This window comes from Rhodococcus sp. FG69 (assembly GCF_057808915.1).
On sequence record NZ_JBMDIX010000032.1, the window covers coordinates 50,340 to 75,022 of the forward strand.

At 62.8% G+C, this 24,683-nt stretch carries 27 protein-coding genes, 1 tRNA gene and 1 pseudogene; 18 read left to right on the plus strand and 11 right to left on the minus strand.

Annotated features, from left to right (window positions below; translation table 11 throughout):
* The gene (locus ACODSO_RS21710) at positions 1-942 is read right to left on the minus strand and encodes an alpha/beta hydrolase (protein ID WP_489038749.1); all 942 of its coding nucleotides are present in this window, start codon (positions 940-942) and stop codon (positions 1-3) included.
* 173 nt (positions 943-1,115) lie between these two features.
* Here ACODSO_RS21710 and ACODSO_RS21715 point away from each other — a divergent pair, with 173 nt between their 5' ends.
* Positions 1,116-1,913, plus strand: coding sequence for a hypothetical protein (locus ACODSO_RS21715; protein ID WP_489038750.1), 798 nt, complete (start codon positions 1,116-1,118; stop codon positions 1,911-1,913).
* Entirely contained in the window at positions 1,910-2,377 is a 468-nt protein-coding gene (locus tag ACODSO_RS21720; RefSeq protein ID WP_489038751.1) for a h domain protein, read from the plus strand. Before ACODSO_RS21715 ends, ACODSO_RS21720 begins: the two co-directional genes overlap by 4 nt.
* Positions 2,378-2,458: 81 nt before the next feature.
* Here the strand turns inward: ACODSO_RS21720 and ACODSO_RS21725 are convergent, their stop codons facing one another.
* Together ACODSO_RS21725 and ACODSO_RS21730 are read right to left on the minus strand one after the other, a co-directional pair.
* Complete coding sequence (locus ACODSO_RS21725) at positions 2,459-3,910, minus strand: alpha,alpha-trehalose-phosphate synthase (UDP-forming) (protein WP_068373090.1); 1,452 nt, start codon at positions 3,908-3,910, stop codon at positions 2,459-2,461.
* A 40-nt stretch (positions 3,911-3,950) separates the two neighbouring features.
* Positions 3,951-4,124, minus strand: coding sequence for a hypothetical protein (locus ACODSO_RS21730; RefSeq protein ID WP_197480703.1), 174 nt, complete (start codon positions 4,122-4,124; stop codon positions 3,951-3,953).
* A gap of 180 nt (positions 4,125-4,304) precedes the next feature.
* Here ACODSO_RS21730 and ACODSO_RS21735 point away from each other — a divergent pair, with 180 nt between their 5' ends.
* Entirely contained in the window at positions 4,305-6,026 is a 1,722-nt protein-coding gene (locus tag ACODSO_RS21735) for an ABC transporter ATP-binding protein (RefSeq protein ID WP_489038752.1), read from the plus strand.
* Positions 6,023-7,771, plus strand: coding sequence for an ABC transporter ATP-binding protein (locus ACODSO_RS21740; RefSeq protein ID WP_489038753.1), 1,749 nt, complete (start codon positions 6,023-6,025; stop codon positions 7,769-7,771). Before ACODSO_RS21735 ends, ACODSO_RS21740 begins: the two co-directional genes overlap by 4 nt.
* Before the next feature lie 152 nt (positions 7,772-7,923).
* Here ACODSO_RS21740 and ACODSO_RS21745 read toward each other — a convergent pair whose 3' ends face one another.
* Both ACODSO_RS21745 and ACODSO_RS21750 read right to left on the minus strand, forming a co-directional pair.
* Positions 7,924-8,199: a hypothetical protein gene (locus ACODSO_RS21745; RefSeq protein WP_489038754.1), complete on the minus strand. Its 276-nt coding sequence runs from the start codon at positions 8,197-8,199 to the stop codon at positions 7,924-7,926.
* Positions 8,200-8,285: 86 nt separating this feature from the next.
* Positions 8,286-9,077 carry an NAD(P)H-dependent oxidoreductase gene (locus tag ACODSO_RS21750; RefSeq protein ID WP_489038755.1) on the minus strand — a complete coding sequence of 264 codons (792 nt, stop codon included), beginning with the start codon at positions 9,075-9,077 and terminating at the stop codon, positions 8,286-8,288.
* Between the two features lie 71 nt (positions 9,078-9,148).
* On the opposite strand from ACODSO_RS21750, the gene ACODSO_RS21755 reads away from it, so the two are divergent.
* Both ACODSO_RS21755 and ACODSO_RS21760 read left to right on the plus strand, forming a co-directional pair.
* Positions 9,149-10,102: a GlxA family transcriptional regulator gene (locus ACODSO_RS21755; protein WP_489038756.1), complete on the plus strand. Its 954-nt coding sequence runs from the start codon at positions 9,149-9,151 to the stop codon at positions 10,100-10,102.
* Positions 10,103-10,173: 71 nt separating this feature from the next.
* Positions 10,174-11,157, plus strand: a complete 984-nt coding sequence (locus ACODSO_RS21760; protein ID WP_489038757.1) for a hypothetical protein — start codon at positions 10,174-10,176, stop codon at positions 11,155-11,157.
* Positions 11,158-11,217: 60 nt separating this feature from the next.
* Here the strand turns inward: ACODSO_RS21760 and ACODSO_RS21765 are convergent, their stop codons facing one another.
* Both ACODSO_RS21765 and ACODSO_RS21770 read right to left on the minus strand, forming a co-directional pair.
* Entirely contained in the window at positions 11,218-11,874 is a 657-nt protein-coding gene (locus ACODSO_RS21765) for a hypothetical protein (RefSeq protein WP_489038758.1), read from the minus strand.
* A gap of 31 nt (positions 11,875-11,905) precedes the next feature.
* Positions 11,906-12,433 carry a general stress protein CsbD gene (locus ACODSO_RS21770; protein WP_068373111.1) on the minus strand — a complete coding sequence of 176 codons (528 nt, stop codon included), beginning with the start codon at positions 12,431-12,433 and terminating at the stop codon, positions 11,906-11,908.
* Between the two features lie 148 nt (positions 12,434-12,581).
* On the opposite strand from ACODSO_RS21770, the gene ACODSO_RS21775 reads away from it, so the two are divergent.
* Positions 12,582-13,391 carry an alpha/beta fold hydrolase gene (locus ACODSO_RS21775; RefSeq protein ID WP_068373114.1) on the plus strand — a complete coding sequence of 270 codons (810 nt, stop codon included), beginning with the start codon at positions 12,582-12,584 and terminating at the stop codon, positions 13,389-13,391.
* A 91-nt stretch (positions 13,392-13,482) separates the two neighbouring features.
* The gene (locus ACODSO_RS21780) at positions 13,483-13,737 is read left to right on the plus strand and encodes an MbtH family protein (RefSeq protein WP_019663793.1); all 255 of its coding nucleotides are present in this window, start codon (positions 13,483-13,485) and stop codon (positions 13,735-13,737) included.
* On the opposite strand, the gene ACODSO_RS21785 is transcribed toward ACODSO_RS21780, so the two are convergent.
* On the minus strand, positions 13,707-15,203 hold the full coding sequence (locus ACODSO_RS21785) for a threonine/serine exporter family protein (RefSeq protein ID WP_489038765.1): 1,497 nt from the start codon (positions 15,201-15,203) through the stop codon (positions 13,707-13,709). The two genes, ACODSO_RS21780 and ACODSO_RS21785, sit on opposite strands and share 31 nt — an antisense overlap.
* Positions 15,204-15,302: 99 nt before the next feature.
* Here ACODSO_RS21785 and ACODSO_RS21790 point away from each other — a divergent pair.
* Positions 15,303-15,377: transfer RNA gene (locus ACODSO_RS21790), tRNA-Thr, on the plus strand.
* Positions 15,378-15,541: 164 nt separating this feature from the next.
* Here ACODSO_RS21790 and ACODSO_RS21795 read toward each other — a convergent pair.
* Positions 15,542-16,756, minus strand: a complete 1,215-nt coding sequence (locus ACODSO_RS21795) for a tyrosine-type recombinase/integrase (RefSeq protein ID WP_068373117.1) — start codon at positions 16,754-16,756, stop codon at positions 15,542-15,544.
* On the minus strand, positions 16,749-17,381 hold the full coding sequence (locus tag ACODSO_RS21800) for a helix-turn-helix domain-containing protein (RefSeq protein ID WP_489038759.1): 633 nt from the start codon (positions 17,379-17,381) through the stop codon (positions 16,749-16,751). The genes ACODSO_RS21795 and ACODSO_RS21800 overlap by 8 nt, the downstream gene beginning before the upstream one ends.
* A gap of 138 nt (positions 17,382-17,519) precedes the next feature.
* On the opposite strand from ACODSO_RS21800, the gene ACODSO_RS21805 reads away from it, so the two are divergent.
* From ACODSO_RS21805 to ACODSO_RS21845, 9 genes are all read left to right on the plus strand, one after another.
* Positions 17,520-17,717: a helix-turn-helix transcriptional regulator gene (locus tag ACODSO_RS21805; RefSeq protein WP_008709982.1), complete on the plus strand. Its 198-nt coding sequence runs from the start codon at positions 17,520-17,522 to the stop codon at positions 17,715-17,717.
* A 1,132-nt stretch (positions 17,718-18,849) separates the two neighbouring features.
* Positions 18,850-19,638 (plus strand): ParA family protein, encoded by a 789-nt coding sequence (locus tag ACODSO_RS21810; RefSeq protein WP_068373123.1) that lies wholly within the window; start codon positions 18,850-18,852, stop codon positions 19,636-19,638.
* Positions 19,638-19,988: a hypothetical protein gene (locus tag ACODSO_RS21815; protein WP_489038760.1), complete on the plus strand. Its 351-nt coding sequence runs from the start codon at positions 19,638-19,640 to the stop codon at positions 19,986-19,988. Before ACODSO_RS21810 ends, ACODSO_RS21815 begins: the two co-directional genes overlap by 1 nt.
* The gene (locus ACODSO_RS21820; RefSeq protein WP_489038761.1) at positions 19,985-20,860 is read left to right on the plus strand and encodes a DUF2637 domain-containing protein; all 876 of its coding nucleotides are present in this window, start codon (positions 19,985-19,987) and stop codon (positions 20,858-20,860) included. The genes ACODSO_RS21815 and ACODSO_RS21820 overlap by 4 nt, the downstream gene beginning before the upstream one ends.
* Positions 20,861-21,301: 441 nt before the next feature.
* On the plus strand, positions 21,302-21,868 hold the full coding sequence (locus ACODSO_RS21825; RefSeq protein WP_068373131.1) for a hypothetical protein: 567 nt from the start codon (positions 21,302-21,304) through the stop codon (positions 21,866-21,868).
* Positions 21,869-22,044: 176 nt separating this feature from the next.
* A complete protein-coding gene (locus ACODSO_RS21830) occupies positions 22,045-22,350 on the plus strand; it encodes a hypothetical protein (protein ID WP_068373134.1) in 306 nt (101 codons plus the stop codon).
* A gap of 109 nt (positions 22,351-22,459) precedes the next feature.
* Positions 22,460-22,993 (plus strand): DnaB-like helicase N-terminal domain-containing protein, encoded by a 534-nt coding sequence (locus ACODSO_RS21835; RefSeq protein ID WP_489038762.1) that lies wholly within the window; start codon positions 22,460-22,462, stop codon positions 22,991-22,993.
* Entirely contained in the window at positions 22,990-23,268 is a 279-nt protein-coding gene (locus ACODSO_RS21840) for an urea amidohydrolase (protein ID WP_068373139.1), read from the plus strand. The genes ACODSO_RS21835 and ACODSO_RS21840 overlap by 4 nt, the downstream gene beginning before the upstream one ends.
* Positions 23,269-23,322: 54 nt before the next feature.
* A complete protein-coding gene (locus ACODSO_RS21845; RefSeq protein ID WP_068373143.1) occupies positions 23,323-23,658 on the plus strand; it encodes a hypothetical protein in 336 nt (111 codons plus the stop codon).
* Positions 23,659-24,255: 597 nt separating this feature from the next.
* Here the strand turns inward: ACODSO_RS21845 and ACODSO_RS21850 are convergent.
* Positions 24,256-24,683 (minus strand): annotated as a pseudogene (locus ACODSO_RS21850) (hypothetical protein); the annotation flags it as partial.

Below are 24,683 nucleotides of genomic sequence, written 5' to 3' on the forward strand. Positions count from 1 at the left end.
CTAGAGGTTTCGGGCAGCGAACGCGACGGCAAGCTCGAGGATGGTGCGGCCCTCCGGCACAGCTCCGGCGAGGACCGGGAAAGCGTGCACCTGCCCCTTCCAGACGTGTGTCTCGACGGTGCCGCCCGCGTCGACCAGTCGTCGTGTCATCGTTTCCACGTCAGGGCGCATGAGTTCGTACTCGGCGGTCGAGAGAAAGACCGGGGGGAACGCCGACGGATCGGCGTCGATGGGCGATGCCGAACCAGGAATGGCGTCCGGGCCGTTCATCCACCGATCCTCCAGCGCAAGAACCTGTTTCATCGGCAGGTAGGCGTCCTTGTTCATGAACTTGCGCGGGTGGTTCTTCAGGTCGAGGTTCAGCAGCGGCGAGAATCCGATGACCGCGGCCGGTGGAGTGAGGCCCTCCAGCACGGCGATCTCGGCGACTTTCATCGCCAGGTATCCACCCGCGGAGTCTCCAGCGACGACGATCTTCGTGGGATCGGCGACGAGGTCGAGTGCCGCCCGGTACGACGCCATGGCGTCGGCGATGGATGTCCCGATGCCGCCATGGGGAATCTGCCGGTATTCGACGGAGTAGACGGGCACGCCCGAGCGCGCAGCGATGGTCGCGCAGGCAACGCGGTGGGTAGCGAGGCCGCAGAACACGAAGCCTCCGCCGTGGAAGTACAGGACCGTCGCACCGTCCAGCGAGCCGCTCGCGGTGCGAGGATGCGTCGTCTTCTCGCACGGAACGCCGCCGAGCGCGACCTGTTCGATCGTGACGCGCTTCGGTCTGGGCATCTTGTCCACCGCACGGTCGAGATGTGCGATCGCTTTGATGCCGCCGTCGGTGAGGGGCCACATGCGCAGAGCCGGCTTGAACATCAGCCTCATGGCGTAGGACAACACTCGTGCCTGGCGGCTGACGTCGTGATGCCACGTGAGCGTGTGGGGCATGCGGCGAACATCCTCTCGCGGGTGAGACCGGACCTTGTGAGGCTAGCAGTCGAAGGAACGGGTTCCAGTTGGGGTGTGTCCGGCAACGATTGGCATGCACTATCGTCATTGATGTACCCGAAAAACCGGTTCTAGTTAGCATGTCGATGACTGCTGGTACGAGGAAGGGTTTCATGGACGAGGACGAGGGTACGACGCCGAGGCGTCCACGCCGTCGAGCTGTGCGAGCGGCGGGGCCGGTGGCCGGCGCGAGCGCACCGGCAGAGCGCACGACCCCGATCGAGCCGTCGCCGTCGCCTTCGGGAGAGCGTGAGTCCCAGCCTTCGGGAGAGCCTGAGTCCCAGTCTTCGGGGGAGCCTGAGTCCCAGTCCCGGCCCGAGTCCGAAACCCAGCCCTCGTTGGAAGCTGAGTCCCAGTCCCGGCCCGAGTCCGAAACCCAGCCCGAGTCCGAGTCTCGGCAACCTCAGCCGACCGAGGATGCTCCTGCTCGGCGTCGAGGTGTCCTGCTGACGGCGGCGTTCGTGATCGTCGTTCTGGCTCTGGTGGCCGCAGGCGCGTATCTCGTTGTCGGCCTGCGTACTTCGAATGCGGATGATGCTCGCGCAGAGAGGTTCGTGCAGACTGCACGTCAGACAGTCCTCAATCTGACGACCATTCACCCGGATTCGGCTCAGGCCGACGTCGACCGCTTGCTCGAAGGTGCGAGCGGCGACTTCAAGGCGGAGTTCGAAGGGCGCGAGGGGCCGTTCGTGGAGGTCGTCCAGCAAGCCAAGGTCGATTCCAACGGTGAGATCATCGAAGCTGGAATCGAGAGCAGCGCAGACGATTACGCCGAAGTTCTGGTCGCAGCGCGGGCGATGGTGCAGAACTCGGACGCAGAAGAACCCCAACCACGGGACTTCAGGCTTCGCGTCAGAGTCGTCGATGAGGGTGGCGTCATGACGGCGTCGAGAGTGGAGTTCGTACCGTGAAGAAACTGCTGGCTGTGTTAGTGGTCGTCGTTCTGGCCGCGGGTGTCGGTGCCCTGTATTACCAGTATCGACAGACTCAGCAGGTCGAGCAGGCACGTTCGGAGGCAGTCGACGCTGCCAGTGCCCAGGCGCTGGCGATGTTGGCCTACGACTACACCGGCGTCGATCAGCAATTGAGCTCCGCTGCAGAAGGACTGACGGGCGACTTCAAAGACGAGTACCTAGGGCTCATCACCGATGTGATTGCACCGGCCGCGAAGGAGAAGTCGCTGACGGTGCAGGTCACGGTGCAGGGTACGGCCGTCGTGTCCGCAGAACCTGACGCCGCGTCGGTATTGCTGTTTCTCAATCAGATCACCACGAGTTCCGATGCCCCGGACGCCGCGAGCAGCGGCAGCCGGGTGCGAATGAGCCTCGAAAAGGTCGACGGGCGCTGGCTGACGAGCAACCTGGAGCCCATCTAGTGGCGCGGTAGAGCGTCCCCCCAGTGCACTCAACCGTGCCACTGGGGGCGGAGCCCGTTATGACACTGGGGGTGGAGTCCCCTACCTCGACGTCGCCTGACCGTCCTGCGGCGGATCGGACAACGCATTGAGGAACGCCCGCGCCCACCGGTCGACATCGTGGGCCAGGACCTGACGACGCATGGCGCGCATGTGCCGTCGACCTTCCTCCGCCGGCTGATCCAGCGCGGAGATGATCGCGTCCTTGACACTGTCCAGGTCGTGCGGGTTGCAGAGGTACGCCTGACGTAGTTCGGCTGCAGCGCCGGTGAATTCACTGAGTACGAGCGCACCGCCGAGATCGCTGCGGGAAGCGACGTACTCCTTGGCGACCAAGTTCATGCCGTCGCGCAGCGGGGTCACGAGCATGACGTCCGCTGCAACGAAATAGGCGATGAGGTCGTCGCGGGGTATCGGGCGGTGCAGGTAGTGAACCACCGGATGGCCGACCTGCCCGTACTCGCCGTTGATGCGTCCGACCTGCTGTTCGATCTCACCGCGCATCGCCTTGTAGCTCTCGACTCGTTCACGGCTCGGAGTGGCGAGCTGAACGATGATGTTCTGAGCCGGGTCCACGCGGTCCTCTTCGAGGAGTTCGCGGAATGCATTGAGCCGGACGTCGATGCCCTTGGTGTAATCGAGGCGGTCGACACCGAGCATGATGCGCTTCGGGTTGCCGAGTTCCTTGCGGATCTCCTTGGCCCGGTCACGGACGGCTTTGGACCTGGACTTGACGTCCAGATCGCCCGAGTCGATGGAGATCGGGAAGGCGCCGACACGAACTGTTCGGAACCCGACCTGTACCGAACCCAACCTCGAGCGAATTCCGACGCTTCCACGCGAGGTGACCTGCCCGGCCAGGCGCCGAGCCAGGTACAGGAAGTTCTGCGCCCCGCCGGGGAGATGGAAGCCGATCAGGTCGGCGCCGAGGAGACCCTCCACGATCTCGGTACGCCACGGCATCTGCATGAACAGCTCGACGGGCGGGAACGGGATGTGCAGAAAGAAACCGATGGTGAGATCCGGACGCAGCATCCGCAGCATCTTCGGGACGAGTTGGAGCTGGTAGTCCTGGATCCACACCGTCGCGCCCTCGGCTGCCGCCGCCGAGGTGGTCTCGGCGAAGCGCCGGTTGACTTCGACGTACGCGTTCCACCACGCCCGGTCGTACACCGGTTTGACGATGACGTCGTGGTACAGCGGCCACAGTGTCGCGTTGGAGAAGCCCTCGTAGTAGTCCGCAACTTCTTGCTCGCTCAGCGTGACCGGGCACAGCTCGAGCTCGTCCTCGACGAACGGCTCGACCTCGACGTCGGGAACTCCCGGCCAGCCGACCCACGCACCCTTGTTGGCACGAAGGATCGGCTCCAGTGCAGTGACTAGACCGCCTGGGCTGCGCTTCCATCGGGTGCTGCCGTCGGCCAGTGTCTCCAGGTCGACGGGTAGCCGGTTGGCTACTACGACAAAATCCGAGCCCTTCGAGGCGTCAGCCACTACTGTCCTTTTCGTTCATCGATCTCGAGAATGACGCGAGTCAGTCGACCTTCGCTGTGGGTTCGATACCCAACATCGCCAGAAGCATGCGGCACTCGTCCGCATCCGCGGCGTAGGCGGCGACAACACGCTGCGCTTGGCTGGCGGTTTCGTCGGCGAGAGGAACCAGATCCTCGTCTGCAATGTCGGTGTCGGTGGTCGTCTTGGCGGGCATGATCTTCTCCGTCTTCCTTCGTCGGTGTCGACTGCGGGAGCATGTCGAGCGTCGATGTGCTTCTCGCGCCCCGACTCTATGAGAGTTCGCTGCCCTCACGCCACTTTCTGTTGTCGGCGGCCAACTGGACGGGCAGATGGTTTAGGGTCGGCTAATGTCCTTTTCTCCACCGGCGACGTGATGCCGACGTCCTCGAACGCCACTTCACCGTTGACCGGCAGCTCGATTCTTCGCCGGACCGTCATGCGCCAACGAGCACGAATGATCATTTCTTCGCTGTTTTTCTGCGTCCACCAGTTCTGCGAGACGATGGTTCCCGTCGCGATCGGACTCATCGTGGGCCGGGCGATCGACACCGGTGACGGCAGGGCGATGATCGTCTCGTTGTTCGCCCTGGCTGGGCTGTTCGTGGTGTTGTCGTATGCCTACCGCTTCGGTGCCCGCATCATCATCGTGGCGATCGAGCGTGAGGCGCACATGATGCGCGTCGAGGTCGCGAGCCGGGTTCTGCACCCTCGGGGCGTCCGTACCGATCTGATGTCCGGCGAGCTCCTGACGGTGTCGACCTCCGACGCGGAAAAGACCTCCTGGATTCTCGACGTCATCGCGCGGACTGTCGCCGCGATCACCGCGACCGTCGTCTGCGCGGTCGCATTGCTGATCATCGACATTCCCCTCGGCCTCGCAGTGCTCGTCGGAACGCCGGTCATCATGTATCTGCTGCAACGCGCGGCGCCGCTTCTGACGCGCACCGCGACGACGCAGCAGGCCGAGGTCGCCCGGGTATCCGGGATGGCGACCGACCTGGTCAGCGGTGTGCGGCCGCTGCGCGGAATCGGCGCCGAGGGTGCGGCATCGGCGCGGTTCGACGAGTCGAGCCGAAAAGCATTGACCGCCACCATGAAAATGGCCAAAGCCAACAGCATCTACCTCGGATTCTCGACGACCGTCAGTGCGCTGCTCTCGGTCGGGATCGCGGGCACTGCAGGCTTCTTCGCTCTGCAGGGGCGCATTTCGGTGGGTGAGCTGATCACGGTCGTCGGACTCTCGCAGTTCGTGATCGAGCCGTTGACGACGATGTCGCGCCTACCTGGGATCGCCGCGATGGTACGAGGATCGGCGGACCGACTCGCGCTGGTGCTCGGCGCCGACCATGTACTCGCCGAGGGCGGTTCCCAGGTGCCGACGGCGACCGACGTCGCCGTGAAGGGTGTCACTTACCGCTCGCTCGACGGGCTGGACATGGCGGCCGCGCCGGGTGAGCTGCTGGGCGTTGTCACGCTGCGTGCACAGGACGGCGAGGCGCTGGCGGCCGTCCTGTCCGGACAAATCGGTGCCGACGACTATCTCGGCTCTGTCACGATCGGTGGCGTCGGAGTCGGCGAACTCGGACTCACCGAGGCGCGCCGAACCGTTCTGGTCGAACCACACAACACCGACCTTTTCGCAGGCACGGTGCGCAGCAACGTCATCGCCGGACGTGATCGCGCCGATCACGAACTGGACAGGATTCTGGAAGCGTCCGCTGCCACGGACGTTGTCGCGATGCACGAGAGCGGGCTCGATCACGCCGTCACCGACCGGGGAGCGTCGCTGTCCGGTGGCCAGCGTCAACGCGTCGCTCTCGCCCGAGCGTTGTCGGTGTCCGCGCCGGTGCTGGTGCTGCACGACCCGACGACGGCCGTCGACGCCGTCACCGAACACGCCATCGCCGCTGGGATCGAGCAGTTGCGTCATACGGGTGATCTCGCGCAGACAACCGTGCTGATCACGACGAGTCCCGCGTTGCTCGCGGTGACTCACCGGGTGCTTGTCGTCGACGGCGGACGGGTCGTCGCCGAGGGCACACACCACGATCTCGCTGCGAACGACGAACGCTACCGGGAGACGGTCCTGCGATGAGCACACCCGAATTGCTTCCCATCGCGACAGGCGCACGGTCCTGGGCGTTTCTGTCGGGCGAATTGAGGGGACGACGGGTCCTCGGCCTGGTCACTCTCGTGATTTCGGCTGTCGCCGCGGCGATGTCGCTCGTGCCGGTCTACGTGTTCGGCGTGCTGGTCGACCGTGTGACCGAGGGGGCGCCGACGTCGACGATCGTTTCCGTCGTCACCATCATCACCGTCGCCGCTCTCGTCGGTGGGGTGTTCACCGCGCTCAGTTCGTATCTGATCAGCAAGCTCGGCGAGGGCATTCTCGCGTCACTGCGTGAACGAGTGCTCGGCCGTGCCCTGCACCTTCCGGCCGACACCCTCGAACGAGTCGGCAAGGGCGACCTGCTGTCTCGTGTCGGTGACGACGTCGCAGTCATGGCGAAATCGATCGGTGAGGTCATCCCGAACATCGTCTCGGCGTTGCTGCTGGTGTCGCTGAGTGTCGTGACCATGTTGAGCCTCGACTGGCGGCTCGGCCTCTCCGGTATGGTCGCGATCCCGATGTACGTGCTCGCGTTGCGATGGTATCTGCCCAGGTCTGCGCCGATGTACGCCGCGGAACGTATCGCGATGGGTGAACGATCGCAGGCACTCATCAGCAGCATGCAGGGCGCGCGAACCGTCCGAGCGTACGGATTGGAGCAGGCCCACCTTGCCGAGATCGACGCGGCGTCGGGCAAGGCTCGGGACATCGGTATCAAGGTTTTCCGGTTGTTCACGCGCTTCGGCTCTCGCAGCAATCGCGCCGAGTGTGTGGGTCTGTCGGTAATTCTCGCCGCGGGGTTCGTGTTGGTGCAGGACGGGCATGTCACGGTCGGTGAGGTCACTGCCGCGGCACTGCTGTTCCACCGGCTGTTCAATCCCATCGGAATGCTGATGTTCTCGTTCGACGACATCCAGTCCGCCGGTGCGTCTCTCGCGCGGCTCGTCGGTGTCATCGATATGCCCGACGAGCGTTCCCGCGGTACCGGAGCGATGCCGACGGACGGGACGCTCGAGGTCACCGGTCTTCGGCATTCGTACGACACCGGTCACGAGGTGCTGCACGGGATCGATCTGACGGTGCACGCAGGGGAGACGGTTGCGCTCGTAGGATCCACTGGCGCAGGCAAATCCACCATTGCGGCGATTGCGGCGGGCTCTATCGATCCGACCTCGGGGCTGGTCCGTATCGGCGGGGCGAGCCTCGATGAGCTCGGTGCCGACGGTCTGCGTCGTCACATCGCGATCGTCAGCCAGGAAGTGCACGTGTTCGCCGGCAGTCTGATCGACGATCTGCTGCTGGCGGCGCCGAACACAAGTCGTGACGACGTCCGGGCGGCATTGCACACCGTCGGTGCGCAAGAGTGGGTCGACGCGCTGGCCGATGGCCTCGACACGCAGGTCGGGGAAGGCGGGCACGAGCTGACCTCGGCCCAGTCGCAGCAGCTCGCGCTCGCGCGGCTGGTGTTGGCGGACCCGGCCGTCGCTGTCCTCGACGAGGCGACCGCAGAGGCAGGAAGCTCGGGTGCGCGGGACCTCGAAGCGGCGGCTGCAGCGGCGACGCGCGGTCGGAGCACGCTGGTCGTCGCGCATCGGTTGACTCAGGCCGCGGCCGCAGATCGGGTGGTCGTCCTCGAGCACGGCCGGATCCTCGAACAGGGCTCGCACGACGAACTCGTCGCCGCCGGTGGGCGGTATGCGGAACTCTGGTCTGCGTGGGAGGGGCGCTGACCCGAGGTCGTGACCTCGAGGAACACAGCCGGTTTCACCGTTCTCGGGCCATTCCCACCCCTCCCGCCGAGATCGAAGTTGTGCATCGTTGTCGCTGGTTGTGGGTGCATAACTTCGATGTCGGCGGGAGGGGTGGTGGATGTCGGCGTAAGTCAAGGCGTCGGCGACGGTGGGTGTTGTGTAAGCCAGTAGCCGAGGCGGATGTGATGGGCGGACTGGGCTTCGGGGGTTCTGGTGGATGTGGCGTGCCAGTAGGCGACGGAGGAGTAGCCGAGTTTCAAGCCCAGGCCGCGGCGGTCGGATTCGGCGAGGATCGCCAGTTTGGCTGCGGTGAGGGATGTTTCGGTGGTGTGGATATGCGCGAGTGCGTACTCGAGCTCCTGATCGGAAAGCGTGTGTGCGCTTTGAAAGTCCCCCAACTTCTGCATGCCCCGAAAGCTACAAGCGAGCACCGACAAAAACTCCGCCGCCGATCGAGTGGTTGTACTCGAGCACAGTAGGTGCCTTGGGATTCTCACGCACCCGGCAGGGAGCTGTGCACCCGTACTCCGGTTTCACCGGCCGAGACCTCGGGCCGCAGGACGAACCGCTCGTCGTAATCCCCACCGTTCTGTTGGCGGAAGGGAACCGGCGCGTCGGTGAACAGCGAGTCGAGGCGACGCCGCAGTAGAGATTCCGCTTCCGCATACCCCTCGGCGGTGATTCGGTCCGCGCTCGGAACCAAGACCGGCGGCAGCACGGACATGCCTGTGTACCAGAACAATCCGTGTTGGATCGGGAACAGTAGCTCGTTCAGTGAGCCGTTGATCCCGCGCTCGGACACCGTGTGTTCACTGCCGCCCATACTCGTGACGATCAACGCACGCTTGCCTACCATCAGGCCGTCGCCGTAGCGTCGGGTGCCGCCGCTGTTGTGAATTCCGCTGTCGCGTCGGATTCCGTATCCGAATCCCTCGACGAACACTCTGTCTACCCACCCCTTCAGGATTGCGGGCATCGAGAACCACCACAGCGGAAACTGCAGCACGACGGCATCTGCCCGCCGCAGCTTCTCGTGTTCATCCGCGATGTCCGCGGCGAGGGTTCCGTTGCGGAGAGCGTCCGAGGATGCGGTGGCCACAAGGAGGCGGCGGGTTCGATCGTGGCCGTAGTCGGCCGCATCTACAACGGGATTCCATCCCATCCGATACAGGTCGGACTGCTCGACGATATGCCCGCACGACGTCAGATGTGTTGTTGCCGCGTCCCGCAACGAGCCGTTGAGCGAGCGAGGTTCAGGATGCGCGAAAACCCACAGAATGTTCATGGCTCGAAGCCTGCCGGGATTCGGTTCGCAGAGACAGTGGCCGACAAGACAACATGTGAAAGAATTCGGCCATGTGTGCGCACAAGGTAGCGGTGTTCGTTCGCGACGGCCTACTTGCGATGGAGTTCGGTTCGGTCCACCGACTGTTCGGGCAAGCCAGGTCGGAGAAGGACGAGCCGCTCTACGACGTCGTGACCTGCACTCTTGCGCCCGGGACTGTGCGCACCGACTCGGACGTGGACATCCACGTCACCAAGGGCGTCGAGGAATTGGCCGATGCCGACACCGTTATCGTGCCGGCGTCGGACGTCGACTACGGGTCTTCGCGGCTCGATGTCGGTGGCATCTTCGACGCGGTTCCGGCAGACGCCCGTATCGCCTCGATCTGTACCGGATCGTTCGTCCTCGCCGCAGCGGGTTTGCTCGACGGTAAACGGGCCACTACGCACTGGAAGTCCGCAGAGCAGTTCCGCGCGCTGTATCCGCAGGTGCGCCTCGAGCCGAATGTTCTCTACACCCACGACGGAAACGTCCTGACGGCCGCAGGCGAGGCGTCGGGAATCGATCTGTGTATCTACATGATTCGCTGTGATTTCGGTGCCGCCGTCGCGAACGAGGTGGCGCGGGGAACCGTCGTACCGCCGCATCGCAGTGGTGGTCAGGCTCAGTACATGAACACTCCGGTGCCGCGGACGACCACGACGTCGACAGCGGATGCGCAAGCGTGGGCGGTCGCGAATCTGGACAAGCCTTTGAGTCTCGAACTTCTGGCGTCGACGCAATCGATGAGCGTGCGCACGTTCACGAGGCGATTCGCCGCTGAAGTCGGCATGTCTCCGGCGAAATGGATTGCGCAGCAACGGTTGCATCGTGTGCGAGAGCTGCTCGAGAATACCGACAAGACGATCGACCGCGTCGCCGCCGAAGCGGGGTTCGGTACCGCCACCTCGATGCGTCAGCAGCTCATGGCAGAGATCGGGGTCTCACCGAGTGCTTATCGCGCAACGTTCCGCGGCATTCGCTAGTTTGTCGGTGCCATCGTGCACCATGTCGTCCAGTCGACCGTGAGAGTCGGCCTGAGCGGCTTGGGGGCGGGATGTACGAAACGAAGAGTGGAACCAAACTGGCGATTCCGAATGGTGTGTTCACAGCGCTGTTGGCGGGAACCCTGTTGAACGGGCTCGTGCTCGTGGCGGCATGTGCATCGATTTGTGCAATGTGGGTGTTGGTCGCCGGCTACGAACTTGCATGGATTGCTTCGATCCGGGACTGGGCCTGGCTGACCGCGGGCATATCGCTCGTTGCGGTGTTTCTGTACTACTGGGCCGTCTACTTCGCTTCGACGTCGGTTGCGGTGAACAGTAAAGTAGCGCTGTCGATGTGGGTGCGTACCCTCGTCCGGTCGCGGTGGGGATCAACCACGCTGGCGTGGTGGTGCTCGTTGGTGGTCCTGTTCACTTCCGTGAAGTATGTCGATTCACATCTGCGGGGCGGAGCCCTGTACGTGTCAGTGTGCACAGCGTTGGCGGCAGTGGCCGCGGTCGCGCTGGCGGCGTCGACACGCGAACTCGTCCGTGCGTACCGTCGGTCTGGTTGGAGTCCCTTGATCACCGATGGGGTCGATCTCGATTACACCGAGCACGAGGCCTTTTCGATCGACAGCGCGTGGAGGGCAGCAGGTTCGGACTGGGTCGCTCCCAACGCGATTCTCGATGTCCGGACGGCAGTCCGCTATGCGAAGTTGGCCCAATCGCGTTCGGCGGTGTTGCTGTACGTAGGCAAAGGCCTGGCGTGGCTGTGCGGATTTCTGGCTATCACCGCGCTGGTCTGGTCCTTGAACGAGAACGTGCACCCCAGTGCCGCTGCCGTTCCGGCTATTCCAGCCTCCCTGGTGCTCCTTGGGTACGTAGTGGAGAGACGCTCTCGACAGTTGGAACGGCTGGTCACGGACTACGCAGAAGTGGCCCGTGCTTTGTTGGCTCAGCACGATGACGCAGATTGCCAACCCGCTCCCAGGTTGAGTGCGGGTCAGCGAATGCTCAGACGGCTTCGTCTGGCGGCAAAGACGCCGGTCTCCTGAAGCGAACTGGGGAAGAAGCGTCCCGCGGAGGCGCTTCTTCCCCAGTTGTGCTGCGCTCGTTCAGCTGTCCGAATCCTTCTCTGCCAGGAACAACTTCTCGATTCTGGCGGCCTCGGCCTTCTTGTCCTCGGCGTCCTCCTGGTGCTCCGCGGCGTCGGCGAGTTCTGCCTCGGCCGGGGTTGCGGCGGACCGCTCCACCTTGTCGATCCGGTCCTTCTGCTTCTTCTCGGCATTGCGAGCGGCAGCAGCGCGCGCAGCTGCCGCATCGTCGGCCTTCTTCTTGTCGGCTGCAGCCTTCTCTTCCGCCTCCTGCGCGGCCTGCCGCTTACGCTCCTCGGCTTCGACGCGGGCCTTCTCGGTCGCTTCCTTGGCCGCGTCGGCTGCGGCCTTGCGCTCCTTCTCGGCGGTCTCGCGCGAGGCCTTCAACTTCTGCGCGGCCTCCGCTTCCTTCGCATCGGCCTGGGCTTCCAGTCGTTGCGCCCGGGCCAGCTCGTCAGCGTGGTGCACCTGCTCCGCACCGCGCTGCTGAACACTCTTGTCGCCGAGAATGGCGCCGACCTTCTGGTCAAGGGTGCCGACGGTGCGCTCGTACACCAGTCGTGCGGGTGCCTCGGCGTTCATCGATCGCACCACGTTGTTCTCGAACAGATCCAGCGGGATCCGCACGAGCTTGTACTGGAATCTGAGGATCGTGATCGGTATGTCGATGAGGTTCATCTTCGAAAAACTCCTAGGTAAGTGTGGAAAGTCAGGCGTTGCGACGAGCGCGCTCGGCCGCGGCGCGTGCGGCCTCGGCCTCCGAGACCTCGTTGCTGTATTCGACGACCGCATCCAACTGGTCCTGCGAAGCGGCTGCGGCGTCGGCTTGCCCTTCGGCGACGGCTTCGATCTGCTCGGCACGGGCGTCGACCTCGGCGTCGGCAACCTCGGCAGCAACCCTGCGGTCCTTCTCCTGCTCGGCAGCGATCCGTTGTGCCTGCTGTGTGCGGCGGGCCTCGTCTTCGGAGGCACGGGCGCTTTGTTCGGCGGCAGCCCGCTGATCGTCCGCGGCGTTCTTCACCGAGGCGAGGTCCTCGCCCGCTTGTGCGGCCTGGGTCTCGGCCGCCAGCTCGGATGCTTTTGCTTCCTTCTTCTGCCGGGCCTGTGCGGCCTGGAGTTGCCCCTCGGTGGTGAGCGAGTCGTTGCCCGTCACCGCACCGGCGACCTCCTTCGCCTTGCCCTTGATGCCGTCGAGCAGGCCTTTTCGAGCTTCCTGCGACGCATTGTCGTCAGTCATGTGCAGTTCTCCTAGCGCATACGAGAATTAAGTTCGCCGGACGGCGTTGTGCCCTACTCACGGGTACCCCCGAGGAGATGCCGGAAACCCGGCGCCGGTGTCTCGGCCGTAAACTCATCGCGAACACGAGCGACAGCTAAGGAGTTACATGCCCACCGCCACGGTGAACGGGATATCGCTGAACTACCAGGTCAAGGGTGCCGGGCCGTTGGTGGTTCTGATCATGGGAACCGGCAGCCCCGGCCGAGTGTGGGATCTTCACCAGGTCCCCGCGCTGGTCAAGGCCGGATACCGAGTGTGCTTCTTCGACAACCGAGGCATAGCGCCATCGTCCGAGAGCACCCAGGGCATGACCATCGATGATCTTGTTGCGGACACCGCAGGTCTGATCGAGCTGGTGCGCGAGGGTGACGAGCAGGCGTTCGTCGTCGGCACGTCGATGGGCGCCCGGGTCGCCCAGGAACTTGCGCTGCGACGTCCGGAGTTGATTCGCAAGGCGATCTTCCTTGCCGGCCATGCCCGGCTCGACGAGTTTCAGAAGACCCTCGGCGAAGGCGAGCGCGCGTTGGCCGATGCGAAAACAGAGCTGCCGCCGAAGTATGCCGCAGCGATCACGGCCGCGATGAACCTGTCGCCGACGACGCTGTCCGACCCCAGATCTGCTCGCGACTGGCTCGATCTCCTCGAATTCTCCGTCGCGCCGATTTCCGCGGGCGTTCGAGCGCAGATCGGCATGGACGAGAACTTCGACCGCGGTGCCGCGTACGGAAAGATCGGCGTTCCGTGCCTGTCGGTCGGGTTCGAGCACGACCGGATGATTCCTGCGTACCTGAGTGCGGAGCTGGCCAAAGCCATTCCCGACGCCCAGTACGTGGAGATCCCGGATGTCGGGCACTACGGCTACCTGGAGCGACCCGAGGCGATCAACGAGGCGGTACTGACATTTCTGCAGAGCTGACGCACCGTTGGGATAGTGTGCGTTGCTAGGGTCAGGGGAGGCACTTCACCAAAGAAGACTGCCTACATACGTATGCGACGAGTGAGGCGAGATGAGTACCAATCCATTCGATGACGAAGACGGACGCTTCTTCGTGCTGGTCAACGACGAAGATCAGCACTCACTGTGGCCGACGTTCTCCGACGTCCCGCAGGGTTGGCGAGTTGTCTTCGGTGAAGACAGCCGCGCAGCATGCTTGGAGTACGTCGAGAAGAACTGGACCGACATGCGTCCGCGCAGCCTCCGTGAAGCAATGGAGGCCGACGCGGCTGCCCGTCAGTCCGCTGAGGGAACCCCCGAGGCCTGAGCTTTCTTCTTCTTGAGTTCCACTGGACCGCGTCGCCGACGAACCGTCGGGCGGCGCGGTTCTTCTCTTCGACGAAGGGTCGGTCGGAGCAGCTCCTCGGTGCGCGCCAGGATGCGCGGCCGACGCAGCGTGCGCGCACCCCACTCGCCGAGCGTGACTCCGGCCGCCAGGCCGCAGCCGATACCGAACGCCGCGAGCAGTGAGCTGAACCCGAGCAGCAACTGATCGTTGAGCATCGCGTACAGACCGCGGTACAGCGATAGACCCGGCAACAGCGGCGTGATGCCCGCGACCGCGACGATGAGCGGTGGAATCAGTGCGCGACGAGCCATCAGACCACCAGCGAAGCCGACGACCGTCGCCGCGAATGCCGACGCGATGATCGGGCCCGTTGCGAGCGTTTGCACCATCAGATACACCAGAGCGCCGGCGAAGCCGCCGAGGAACGCCGCCGTCAGTGCACGCTTCTCCGCATAACAGGCGAGGGCGTAGAACAGCGAGGCGAAGGCGCCCGCGAGCACCTTCGTCGGGACTTCGGTGATATCGGGCGGTGGGGTATTGCTGATGAGCGGCAGATCGCTGCCGATGATCGCCGCAATCTTTAACGACGTCGCGACGCCGGCGATGATGCCGCCCGTCATCATCAGAACTTCGAAGAATCTCGCCGACGCCGTGATCGGTGCGCCCGTAATGGCATCCTGCACCGAACCGACGAGTGAGAGCCCCGACAACAACACCGTTACTCCGGCGGCGATGACGAGCGACGGCGATATCGTGACACCCAGTTGGTCCTGGAAGTTGTACAGCGTGATCGCCGGAGTCGCGGCCACGAACCCGCCCACGACCTGCTGGAAGAAGAACGGGAGGCCCGCGCGGTTCAAGACGCGGCCGATACGGTCGATGACCATCGTCGTCAAGAAGCTCACGACGGCTACCAGCGCGCCACCGCCGACCAAGACGCCGATGGATGCGGCCATGCCCGACCACGCGAACGTCGCGACCCAGCGGTTGTACGGGTGCGGAGCAGTGGTGATCTTGTTCAGCGTCTCGCGTGCCAGCGTCGGCGTCATCATCTTCGTGCGGACACCGCGAATCAAGCGGTCGACGGCAGCGAGCCGAGTGAAGTCCATCGAGCGGTAATGAACGATGCGCATCGTCGTCGACGGAGGACGCGTCGGGCCGCGGTGAGCACTGATGGTGATGGAGTTGTACGTGACGTCGACGTCGCAGCGAGAGAGCCCATAGGTTGCGGCGATGTACTGGACCTGGGCGGTCGTATCCATCGCCGCCGTCCCCGACGACAGCAGAACCTCGCCGACACGAACTGCAAGATCGAGCACCTCGGCCACGACAGCATCGTCGGAGAGATCGATCGGACGCAGAGGCGACGGCGGGGCTGTGGGTGTGTCAATGGTGGCCCGACGCTCACCGGTGAGACGACCAAGAGTCGTCGTCAGGTCTTGCAGGAAAGTCATGTCCATCTTTACGTTGCTGGGGTGATCCACCGACAAGGTACCTGCTCACACTGACCGTTCGCTTAGCGGATATAGTGACGACGCAGCAACGCCTCCTTAGCTCAGCGGTAGAGCACTCGCCTTGTAAGCGAGCGGTCAACGGTTCAATCCCGTTAGGAGGCTCCACTGAAAATCGGGCCTGACCTGGCCCTTTGTGTTATCTCTAATGAGTTTCATTGCCGAATAGGCAAGCTCGGTGTCACAGAATGTCACAACTGCTTCAAAACTCGCCGGAACAGCGCCTGGTGAGTCCGCCTGCTCCTTGGTGGACGGTCGCGGACGAACGCCGGTCAACTCGCATCATCGGATGGCTCGTCACGACGTCGGACGAGTGACTGCAACGTATCGGCCGCGCCCAGTAGCGCTTGGTTCTGGGAGTGGACATAGGTGCGCATCGTGAAGGCGTTGTCCGAATGCCCCAGCCACGCCGAGATCACGGCAATAGGCACACCTTGAAGGTGCAGCAGAGTCCCGCACGTGTGACGCGCGTCGTGGAGACGTATGTCGGACACCTTGCTGTCGATGCATAGCTTGCGCCAATAGTCGCTGACCGTATCGGGATGAAATGGTCGCCCGACAGCGTCGGACACGACGTACGTGCCGGGGCCGACGTAGCTCGAACTCTTTCGTTCCACACCCTGCAAGCGGTGTGCAGTTTCGAGTGCGGATTTGAGGGCTGGCGTGAGGGGAAGCGTGCGCTTGGACTTTTCTGTCTTCGGCGGACCCTCCACGACGCGTCCATTGACCGAGACTCGCGTGTTGTTGATTGTCAGACTGCCGGCGTGAAGATCGACATCGTTCCACCGAAGCCCGCACAGTTCACCGCGTCTTAGGCCGCTCAGCGCAAGCAACCAGGCGTGCCCGTTCCGGTCGGCCGTCGATGTCTCCAGGAGGCGTTGCACTTCGTCTTCCGTGAATGTCTGCATCTCGACGTGCACACGGGGCGCGCGGTCAACGAGCGCGGCAACGTCTCGTACCAATCGCCCTTCTCGCACCAGCCCGGTGAGGACCGCGCTTACAAGGTTGAGCATCGGATTGATCGAGGTGGCCTTCCATGGACGTCGCAGTTGGCCATCGGGTTTGACCGAGCTGCCGGCCAACAGATCGTTCACTAAAGCGTCCAAGTGACCCTTGGTCAACTTCTGCACCGCTAGCCCGCCGAAAGTATCGCGCAGCGGTTGAAGGGCATGGGTATACGCGGCTTTTGTGGACTCTCGTACGCGTCGTCCGGCAAGCCATTCAGCGCAGGCCTCTTCGACCGTGGTAGTCGACGAGGGAACGAATGTTCCCTTCGAGACTTCCTCGAGTACCTTGGAAAGGGCTGCGCGAGCGTCCTTCTCCGTATGAAATCGACGACGCAACTGTGTTCGCTTCGATGCCCTGGTGCCGGTGGAGTCCGCAACACCAGCGTCGACGGTCATTTGATACCGCAACTCTGTGCTGCCGGTAGACCGATTAGTGACGTAGATCTTCTTGATCTGTGGCGGCAGTTGCTGCCTAGCCATCCTCTTCGTCCTGTGTGTTCATGCCCAGTTCGGTCATCCGTCGAAAGAGCTCTTCCGAACGCCGTCGTGCATCCTCGTACAGGTACTGCATCGACTCGATATGTTCAGCGGATTCGTTCTTGGACAATCCGTTTCGCAGCTGTACCCGGGCGCGACGCATAGCGTTGAGGGCGTCGAGCCATTCGCGAGTGATCCCAACACGATCGTTCCTCGGGTCGAAGGTGTCTCGGACCCACATGTCGAGGGGAGTATCGGATCCCTCTCCAGTCCATTCGGAGCTCGGTCGCATGAGCCCAGCTTCGCCGCTGAACCAACGGAGGGCATCGTGAGATTCTTGCGGCAATCCCGGAAGGACTTCGACTCTCCCCTTTGGGAGGTCTGGAAAGACCAGCTGTGCCGGTGAGACTCCGAGTGCCGCAGCCAATACGAGCAGTTCCGAGACGTCCAGGCTCTTCTTGCGGCCGGTCTCCAAGTCTGCGACCACAGATCGCGAGATCCCCCATCCGAAGTCGACTGTCCTGTCGGCAAGCTTTGCCGCGGATAGGGCGGAGTGGTCTTTACCTCGGAGTCGACGGACTTCCGAGGCGACCCGGGCAACGATCGATTCCGCCCACGACTGCGTCATGAGTACGCAGTCTAGCCGAAAATTCGTCCGTCTTGTGGGTGGGGTACGTAGTTGCTACTCTGTGGTGGAACCACATGGACTGATCCAATAAGTCCCCCAGGATGTGGCTCTACTACACAATCAGTGGAGGTGCTGAAGATGCCCAGACGGCTGCTGTCTGTCCCCGAGGCCATGGCTTGCACGGGACTTGGACGATCCAACTTCTTCAACAAGATCGCGTCCGGAGAAATCCGGAGCGTAAAGGTCGGCAAGCGCCGGCTGATTCCGGACACGGCCATCGATGAGTACATCGAAGGTCTCGAGGCGCAATCCGACGCCAGTTCAGGCGTCGCGTGAGGCCCACAGCCAACTGTCCCTCAGGAAACTGAAACGCCCCCGGAAAGTCTCAGTGTTACCAGCACCGAGGCCGAGGGCGTCGAAACCACAACCCGTGAGGAAGGAGCTTCGCCACCGATCATAGAGCGTCTTGATAAGTCATTCAAGACATTTCGCCGATTCACCGTTCTCCGCCCTCGATTTCGGTCAGGGGTCGAGCGGGCGATGACGCATGTTTCGACCCGCGACAGCGCGGTCGAGTTCTTCTGCTCGCGCCGCACAAACCTTGGCTACGGAACTTCCTAGCCAAGGCCTGATGTGCCGCAGCAGCGTCGTTTTCTGGCAGAGCCCGACGTAACACCAGCCTGCCGCCGGCCTGTGCACCCTTTGTAAATCCTCGGAGACCGGCCCCGAGGCACCACCAGCTCGACTGATCATTGAACGGGTGGCGATACCGATTAGCCGCGCGCCCATCGAGGCGCGGGGCTATCGGGCGTGGAGCGGACAACGTGGGTGTGGAAATTGGCTCAGGGGCCATGGGGGGTCCGGAGGGAACGAACGAAGTCCCTTGTCTGTCATACGTCACCACTATGGAGGTACCAGTTGAGTGCTCGACCCATTTGCAATGCTGACATCGCCGAGTTGCCTGGCATGGCGAACCGTCATTCAGACCTCGATTTTCCAATCCTTGCCGCGCTCTTGCTCGTATCCGTTGTGTACGCAGAATGCTCGAAGATGCAACCAGGGCAACACACTTGGATTCTTGGACACGAGCGCAGCAGCCCGCCGGTGCAGGCCGCTCCCGCTAGCGGTACTGCGGCGTTGCCCGCCAGTCCCATACCTGAATTACCCGCAAAGAGTGCCTTAGATGACTCGCTGGCGACGGATGTCATACGTCCTGCAGTGGTTACACCTCCCATGCACACAAGGGATATCACTCACGCCCGGGATGTATTGGTAGTAAAAGCTTCTCATGCCACTATGGCATGTCTTTCGCCTTTGGGACGCGATTCGCGAATCGCGTCCCGTACCTGCAATACATCTAACACTTCTATGGGGCACGACACATCCCTCGGTTCCAACGCGTGCACGACCTCCCATTCCCGCTATACCCCCAGTTGGTCCCATTCATCAATGGAAAGTGAGACCCACCATGCCCGCTGAGATCTTTGCGTTCTGCAACCAGAAAGGCGGAGTGGGCAAGACCACCACCGTCTTTCACCTCGCCTACGCCGTTGCCCAAGCGGGGAAGCGAGCACTCGTTATCGACGTGGATCCGCAAGGCAACGCCAGCACAGTCCTGACCAAGACCGAGCTCGCGAGCGACGATGTCGGTGTTGCCGACGTTCTCGCCGAGTCGTCGAACGCGACCATCGCCGATGCTGTCGTCCCCACCATCTGGCCTGGCGTAGACCTGGTACCCACGTCGCCGGGAAACGAGTCCCTGGCCTATGTCCGCGATCAATTGGTCGTCGCCGGTGCCGGCCGAGAACGGCGGCTTCGCGACGCAATCGACGCGATACGAGGTATGTACGACGTGATCCTCATCGATTGCCCACCTAGCCTCGATCTGCTGACTATCAACGCCCTTGTTGCAGCGCGCGCAGCCGTCGTCGTGACTCAGTCCGCGCTGTTCTCAGCCAACGGACTCGCGCGATTGCTGCGCACCATCGATGCAGTCAAGCGCAGCTACAACCCGGACCTCGACATGCTGGGCGCGATCGTCAACCTTCATGAGATCGCGACGATCAGCGGCCGGGAACAATTGATCGAGATCGCCTCGAGCATCGACGTTCTCGGCGATGCTGTTCCCAAACGGGTTGTCATCAAAGACTCGATGGAGGCCCAAACCAGTCTGGTCGATTGGGGGACAACACAATCTCGCAGCCTGTCGACGATCTACCGGGACACTCTTGCGCTGCTCACGAAGGGACACCTGTGATGGCCCGCCCCGAACGTATGAAGAGTGCCCTCGCTGGTTCGAGCCCGGTCGATCCGCCGGAGCACGCGCAGCAGCCACCCGACACTCTTTCGTCGGTTGAGACCGTTGCGCAGGCGTCACCGGACAACGCGAAACAGAAGCGGTCGTACTACTTGTACCAGTCCACCGTCGACGATCTTCTCAACGCAGCCGAAGCGTTGTCCGCAACACCTGGCGCGCCGCGGGGCCCGTCGGATCTCGTCAATGCGGCGATCGAAGAGTATTTGGAGTTGTTGCGCAACAGGTTCAACGACGGTGCGCCGTTTCCGCAACGAACCGGCCCTCTCGCAAGAGGACCGAGAATCCGATGAGCCGATCACATTCCACGGCAACCCTGTTGACAACGAAGCCGTCAGACGTCGTTGCGCTACATCCAGCGATCTTGCAGTGGGCCCTCGCGACGGCCGTTGCACTGACAGTTGGCATCGCCGGGGCGTCCTTCTGGCTCAGTTTCGCTGTGTTGCGTGATCTCGCGGTGATGGCTGGGATAGGTCCCGGCGAAGCGTGGGTGATTCCAGTGGTGTTGGACGGGGCAATCGTCTCGACAACCGTGACAGCCATAGCGCTGTCGAATCACACGGACAACCGCACGATCAAGGGCCGACGCTTCGTCGTCACGATCTTGCGTGTTGCCGCATCGGCGTCGATTGCGGGTAACTCGTACCACGCGGTGTTGAGTGCGACTTTGCTTCCGGCCGTGGTGTCGGCGGGTATTGCCACCATTGCGCCTATTTCGCTCCTTGCTATGACAGAAGTGCTGGCTGTAATCCTTCGTGCGCCCCGCGGAGCCGTCAGAGTGGAATTCGCTCCAAGTGCTGCCACAGAGGAGCCGGACTGGACAGACACCGAGTTCAGCCAAGAAGGCCCCAGCCCGAGCCGGGATGATTCAGAGCGCGAAGACGGAACGCGGGGAGAACACGTCGACACGGCGGACTCGCCGCGACTGCAAGTAGACGACCTCACACCGGAAGTTGCGGAAACGGCGCGGCTCCGACACGCCCACCGCGAATGGTCGTGGGCACGAATCGGTAGAGAAACGGACGGCTCGGTTGCATCGACCGCAATGCGCCGATATCGGAAGTGGGAAGAAGCCACCGCAGGGATCGTCGAGGGCCACCAGGACGAGCAATTGGATTTCGATGACCCGCCAGCCAGCGAGCGTGATCGCATGTTCGCACAATAGAAGTGCTGCCGCGACATCGAGCCTGGTTGCTTTCCGTCGCTCCCGCGCAATCACCCCAGGCTGTTTATGGCTGTGAGGTGGTCGCGCCCGGATGGCTCAGTCTGCGTCAAGGCGCGCGCTGCCCTGGGACCACCTCCGGCGGTCTCCGGATTGAGCTCCGCTGCGCTCCGCACAGCAGAAAGAACAATTTCCTTCGCACATCTGGCTCCGGTCGAGCATGCAACACCCTGACCCGTCTTACCCACCCCTGACTCCGCTTTGCTCCGGCCCGATGGGCTCCGAAAACTTTTCAAAGCGCCTGCGGCTGAAAACTTTCCGGATCAGGGCCAGGACGCCGGTCCAGTGCGCCGCCTTCTCTCCTTCGAGCCAGATGACGGCGAAAGAAATTGGCAGAGCGAAAGGGCCGGGGGAGCCGGTTCCGCAACAGAAAGAGAGCCCGACATGCCGCAGAATACTTCCAGCACAGGACGACGGACCACCGCCGCACACAACGCCCGGACCACCGGAATCGTCACCCACACCACCGTCCTGGTCGCCGGACCCCAACAGGCCACTATCACCGCCACCTCCGCAGCCACCGACGAAGCGCAGATGATCGTCGCACTAGGTCACGTCATGATGACCTTCCGCAGCGCGGAAACAGTATCCGCAGTCATCACCGGATTCGCCACCGTCCGCGCCGCACTTGCCGGAGCCGACGGACAAGCCCCTCACCCCGCCCAACCGGGCGCAGAATTCGGTGCCGCTGCGATCTCCGTCCTGTGGCTCGACAGCCCCGAACACACCGCAGTGCCGCACCACCGCTACAGCTTCGAACAACGTCGCACAATCCACTGGGTAGACCTGCACATGGGACCTGTGACTTGGCGCATCACCGACCGTATCGGGTACGACACATTGATGGCCGAACTCCGACGCGTTCACCGTGCTGCCGTCGGGGTATTTCTCGACGGCAGCCGCTACCGCCGCGACCCCGCCAAACTCCTCGATGTCTTCGACGACTTCTAGTACCACACGTTCGGCCCCAACCCCGGGGCCGAACGTCGTTTATCCACAGGCTGACTCGACACGACAGTTGTCCACACCCTCGCTCGATTGGTCTCCTCAGCGAACGCTTTGTTACGGACCTCGTGTGACGCTCGATTGGAAGCAGCTGGTCGGCACGAGCGACAAGGAACCAAACGATGATCACCTGGACCGTCACCACACACCCCGAGGACAACCCTGAAATTCTGACCGCGACCGGAGCAGAACCCAATCTCGAATGCGCGAAACTGGCCGCCGCCGATGCCGTCCGTATCGCCCTCCTCGACGCACGCGAGCACGCATCGTCCGACAACGGAACGCCGCCGTCCTACCTCGTCACACTCGACGGAACCTGTGCCCTCATCATCGGACTCGGAAGCTGCAGGCCCGAGAACTACAACGCCGTCCTCGACAGCCTCGAGCAGTTCGACGGCACCGCACCACCGAACCTTCTCTACATCTGATCCACATTTCTGCGATGACGATGAACTCGGCAGGAACGAGCAAAGCGCCGCCGGAACATCGAATCCAGTTCTCCCGCACCTGACCCCGCAAAGGAAATGAGGCGAACAGATGACCCCGTTGAGAGCAGTCGAACCCGCCGACGACGATCACGCTGATCTGACGGACCGTCCGGAGACGGCGCCAGAAGCACTGGCGATCTGCGCACTCATGTGGTTGCAGGACACCGACGAGGCCGCCCGCATCGCAGCGACATTGCAGGCCAACGATTTCCACGATCCCGTCTATCGCGAGCTGTACGGCATCGTGCAGGAGCTGATCATCGACAACCTCCCACACGACCCCGCGAGTGTTCTGGGCGTCCTCGTCCGGTCGGGTGCCAGCGGACAGCGCGGTGCACGGCTGCGTCGAACACTGACCGACGTCACCGCAGCGAACGCATGCGGAGCATCGGCGACCGACTACGCCGGCATGGTCCTGTCGGAAAGTTACCGACGTAGCTTCTTCGACGCAGGGATCAGAATTCAGCAGCTCGCCGAGGAAGCGCCGGAAGAATTTCTGTTCGACCAGCTCGTCGAAATCGGAAGGGCGCAACGTGAAGCGACGAACCGCCTGAACGCCTTCCGCAGCGGCAGCGCACTGTGACGGCGCGGAGAGAGACAGAGGCGGGCGATGAGCGGCGTCGAGCTGCCCTCGCTTCTGTCCGGTTGGCCGCCGCAGATGTGGCGCATCTCGATACAGACGAAGTCGAAGACCTCGACGCCGGGAGCGAGATAGATGAAGCGCTCGCCGCCGGCAAGACGCTCACCGAGGTCGCGCGGTCTATCGGTTACACCGAGGCAGTCGCCTCAGATCTTCTGCGCAAGTTCCGAGAGTTCCGCGAGGTTCTCGTTGCTCGCAACCAGATTCCGCTGTTCTGAGAAACATTCAACGCACAGCTCGCATTGCAGCTACTACTCGAAGAGGCCGACGCCATGAACTTTATCCGCATCGACACCGACCGAGGGACCCTCTACGGGCCGTCCTTCGCCGAGACGCTCACACACTTCTTCGGGCAGAACCAGCACGTCGAATGGGACTGCCACAAGCTGGCCGCCGGATACTCCAGTGGGCGGTGCATAGTGTCGACTGCAATCCGAGTGCATCACCGTGGACAGTGGATTGTCGCAGCAAGGTCCTTTGGCTCCCACACCGTCGATGCGATCCCCGAGTCCGCAATGCGCTTCGGATCGAGTTTCGCTACCGCACCATTCGATGCACCCAAGTTGCCTCGCTGGGTGTACGAGTGGGCGTATGACCTGCTGGTCTGAATTCGCGGTCTATACCGACCGGTACAGATCGAAAGCGAACTTGTTCCAGCGCTACGGCGTTGACGCGGAGCGCTTCCGCGCACTGAGCAACGTTCGGCCCACGCCACAAGCCCGCCACGTGACGAAACTTCGACGAGATGTCAGAAGGTGCTGCGCAGCGCGCCAGCGCGCCGCCCTTCGAACCCACCACGCGGAAGGAACTCGGCCCGTGCCAGCACAAGCCTGGATTACGCTCATAGTCGGCGTCTTCGCCGTCGTCGGCGTCGCCGGAACCGTCAACCAACGCACCCGAGCGGACAACCGCTCCCAATCCTGGCTTCACTAGTCCGTTGGACACGTGTCCGGAGTATTTCTGCGAAGTGCTCTCGTCTCGCAAAGTGCTTCGTGGCGCGGATGAGGTTGAAGGCGCGCCAACACCAGGCAGGTCGCGCTGAGGCAGAACCCCCGACGAAGGTGCGAGAAGGGGTGTCTCAAGGTCTGGGTGGAATTGTTCGTTGATTGCGTGACCGCGATGGACGTGGTCGCCTGTGAAGGCATCGAGGTCGGCGGTCCGACTATCGGGCACCTGCCAATGGAATTGGCAGGTGCCTCAATGCTTTAAACAATCTCGTCCAGCCATCTGTCGATGACGCGCTTGAGGACATCGGGTCGAAGGCGCTTGACCTCTTCGATTTCGGTAACCCTTTTTCTGACCTTCGCAACCCACTCGGACGGGAAATTGAACGGCAATCGTTCGGAAGTGCGTGGCGTCCGTACCGGGGTTTTGCTTAGCTCCTCGGTCGGAAATAGGTCGAGCAAAGACATCATCTGGCGCGGGGTGGGTGCGAGCGGTTGCCCGGCGACTCCCCACTTCAGAATGGAGTTTCCGGCGCTTTCCACACACAAGCCGTCTTTGTGCGCGAAGTCGTGCCGGATTTGAGAGAGCTCGTAGAAGAACTCCGACTTCACATCGTTCCTGTCCCAACCGTGGTGGTTGGGTCCCCAGGTAGAAGTCCAGTGTCTGTGTGAGTTTCGTGTCCGAGAAT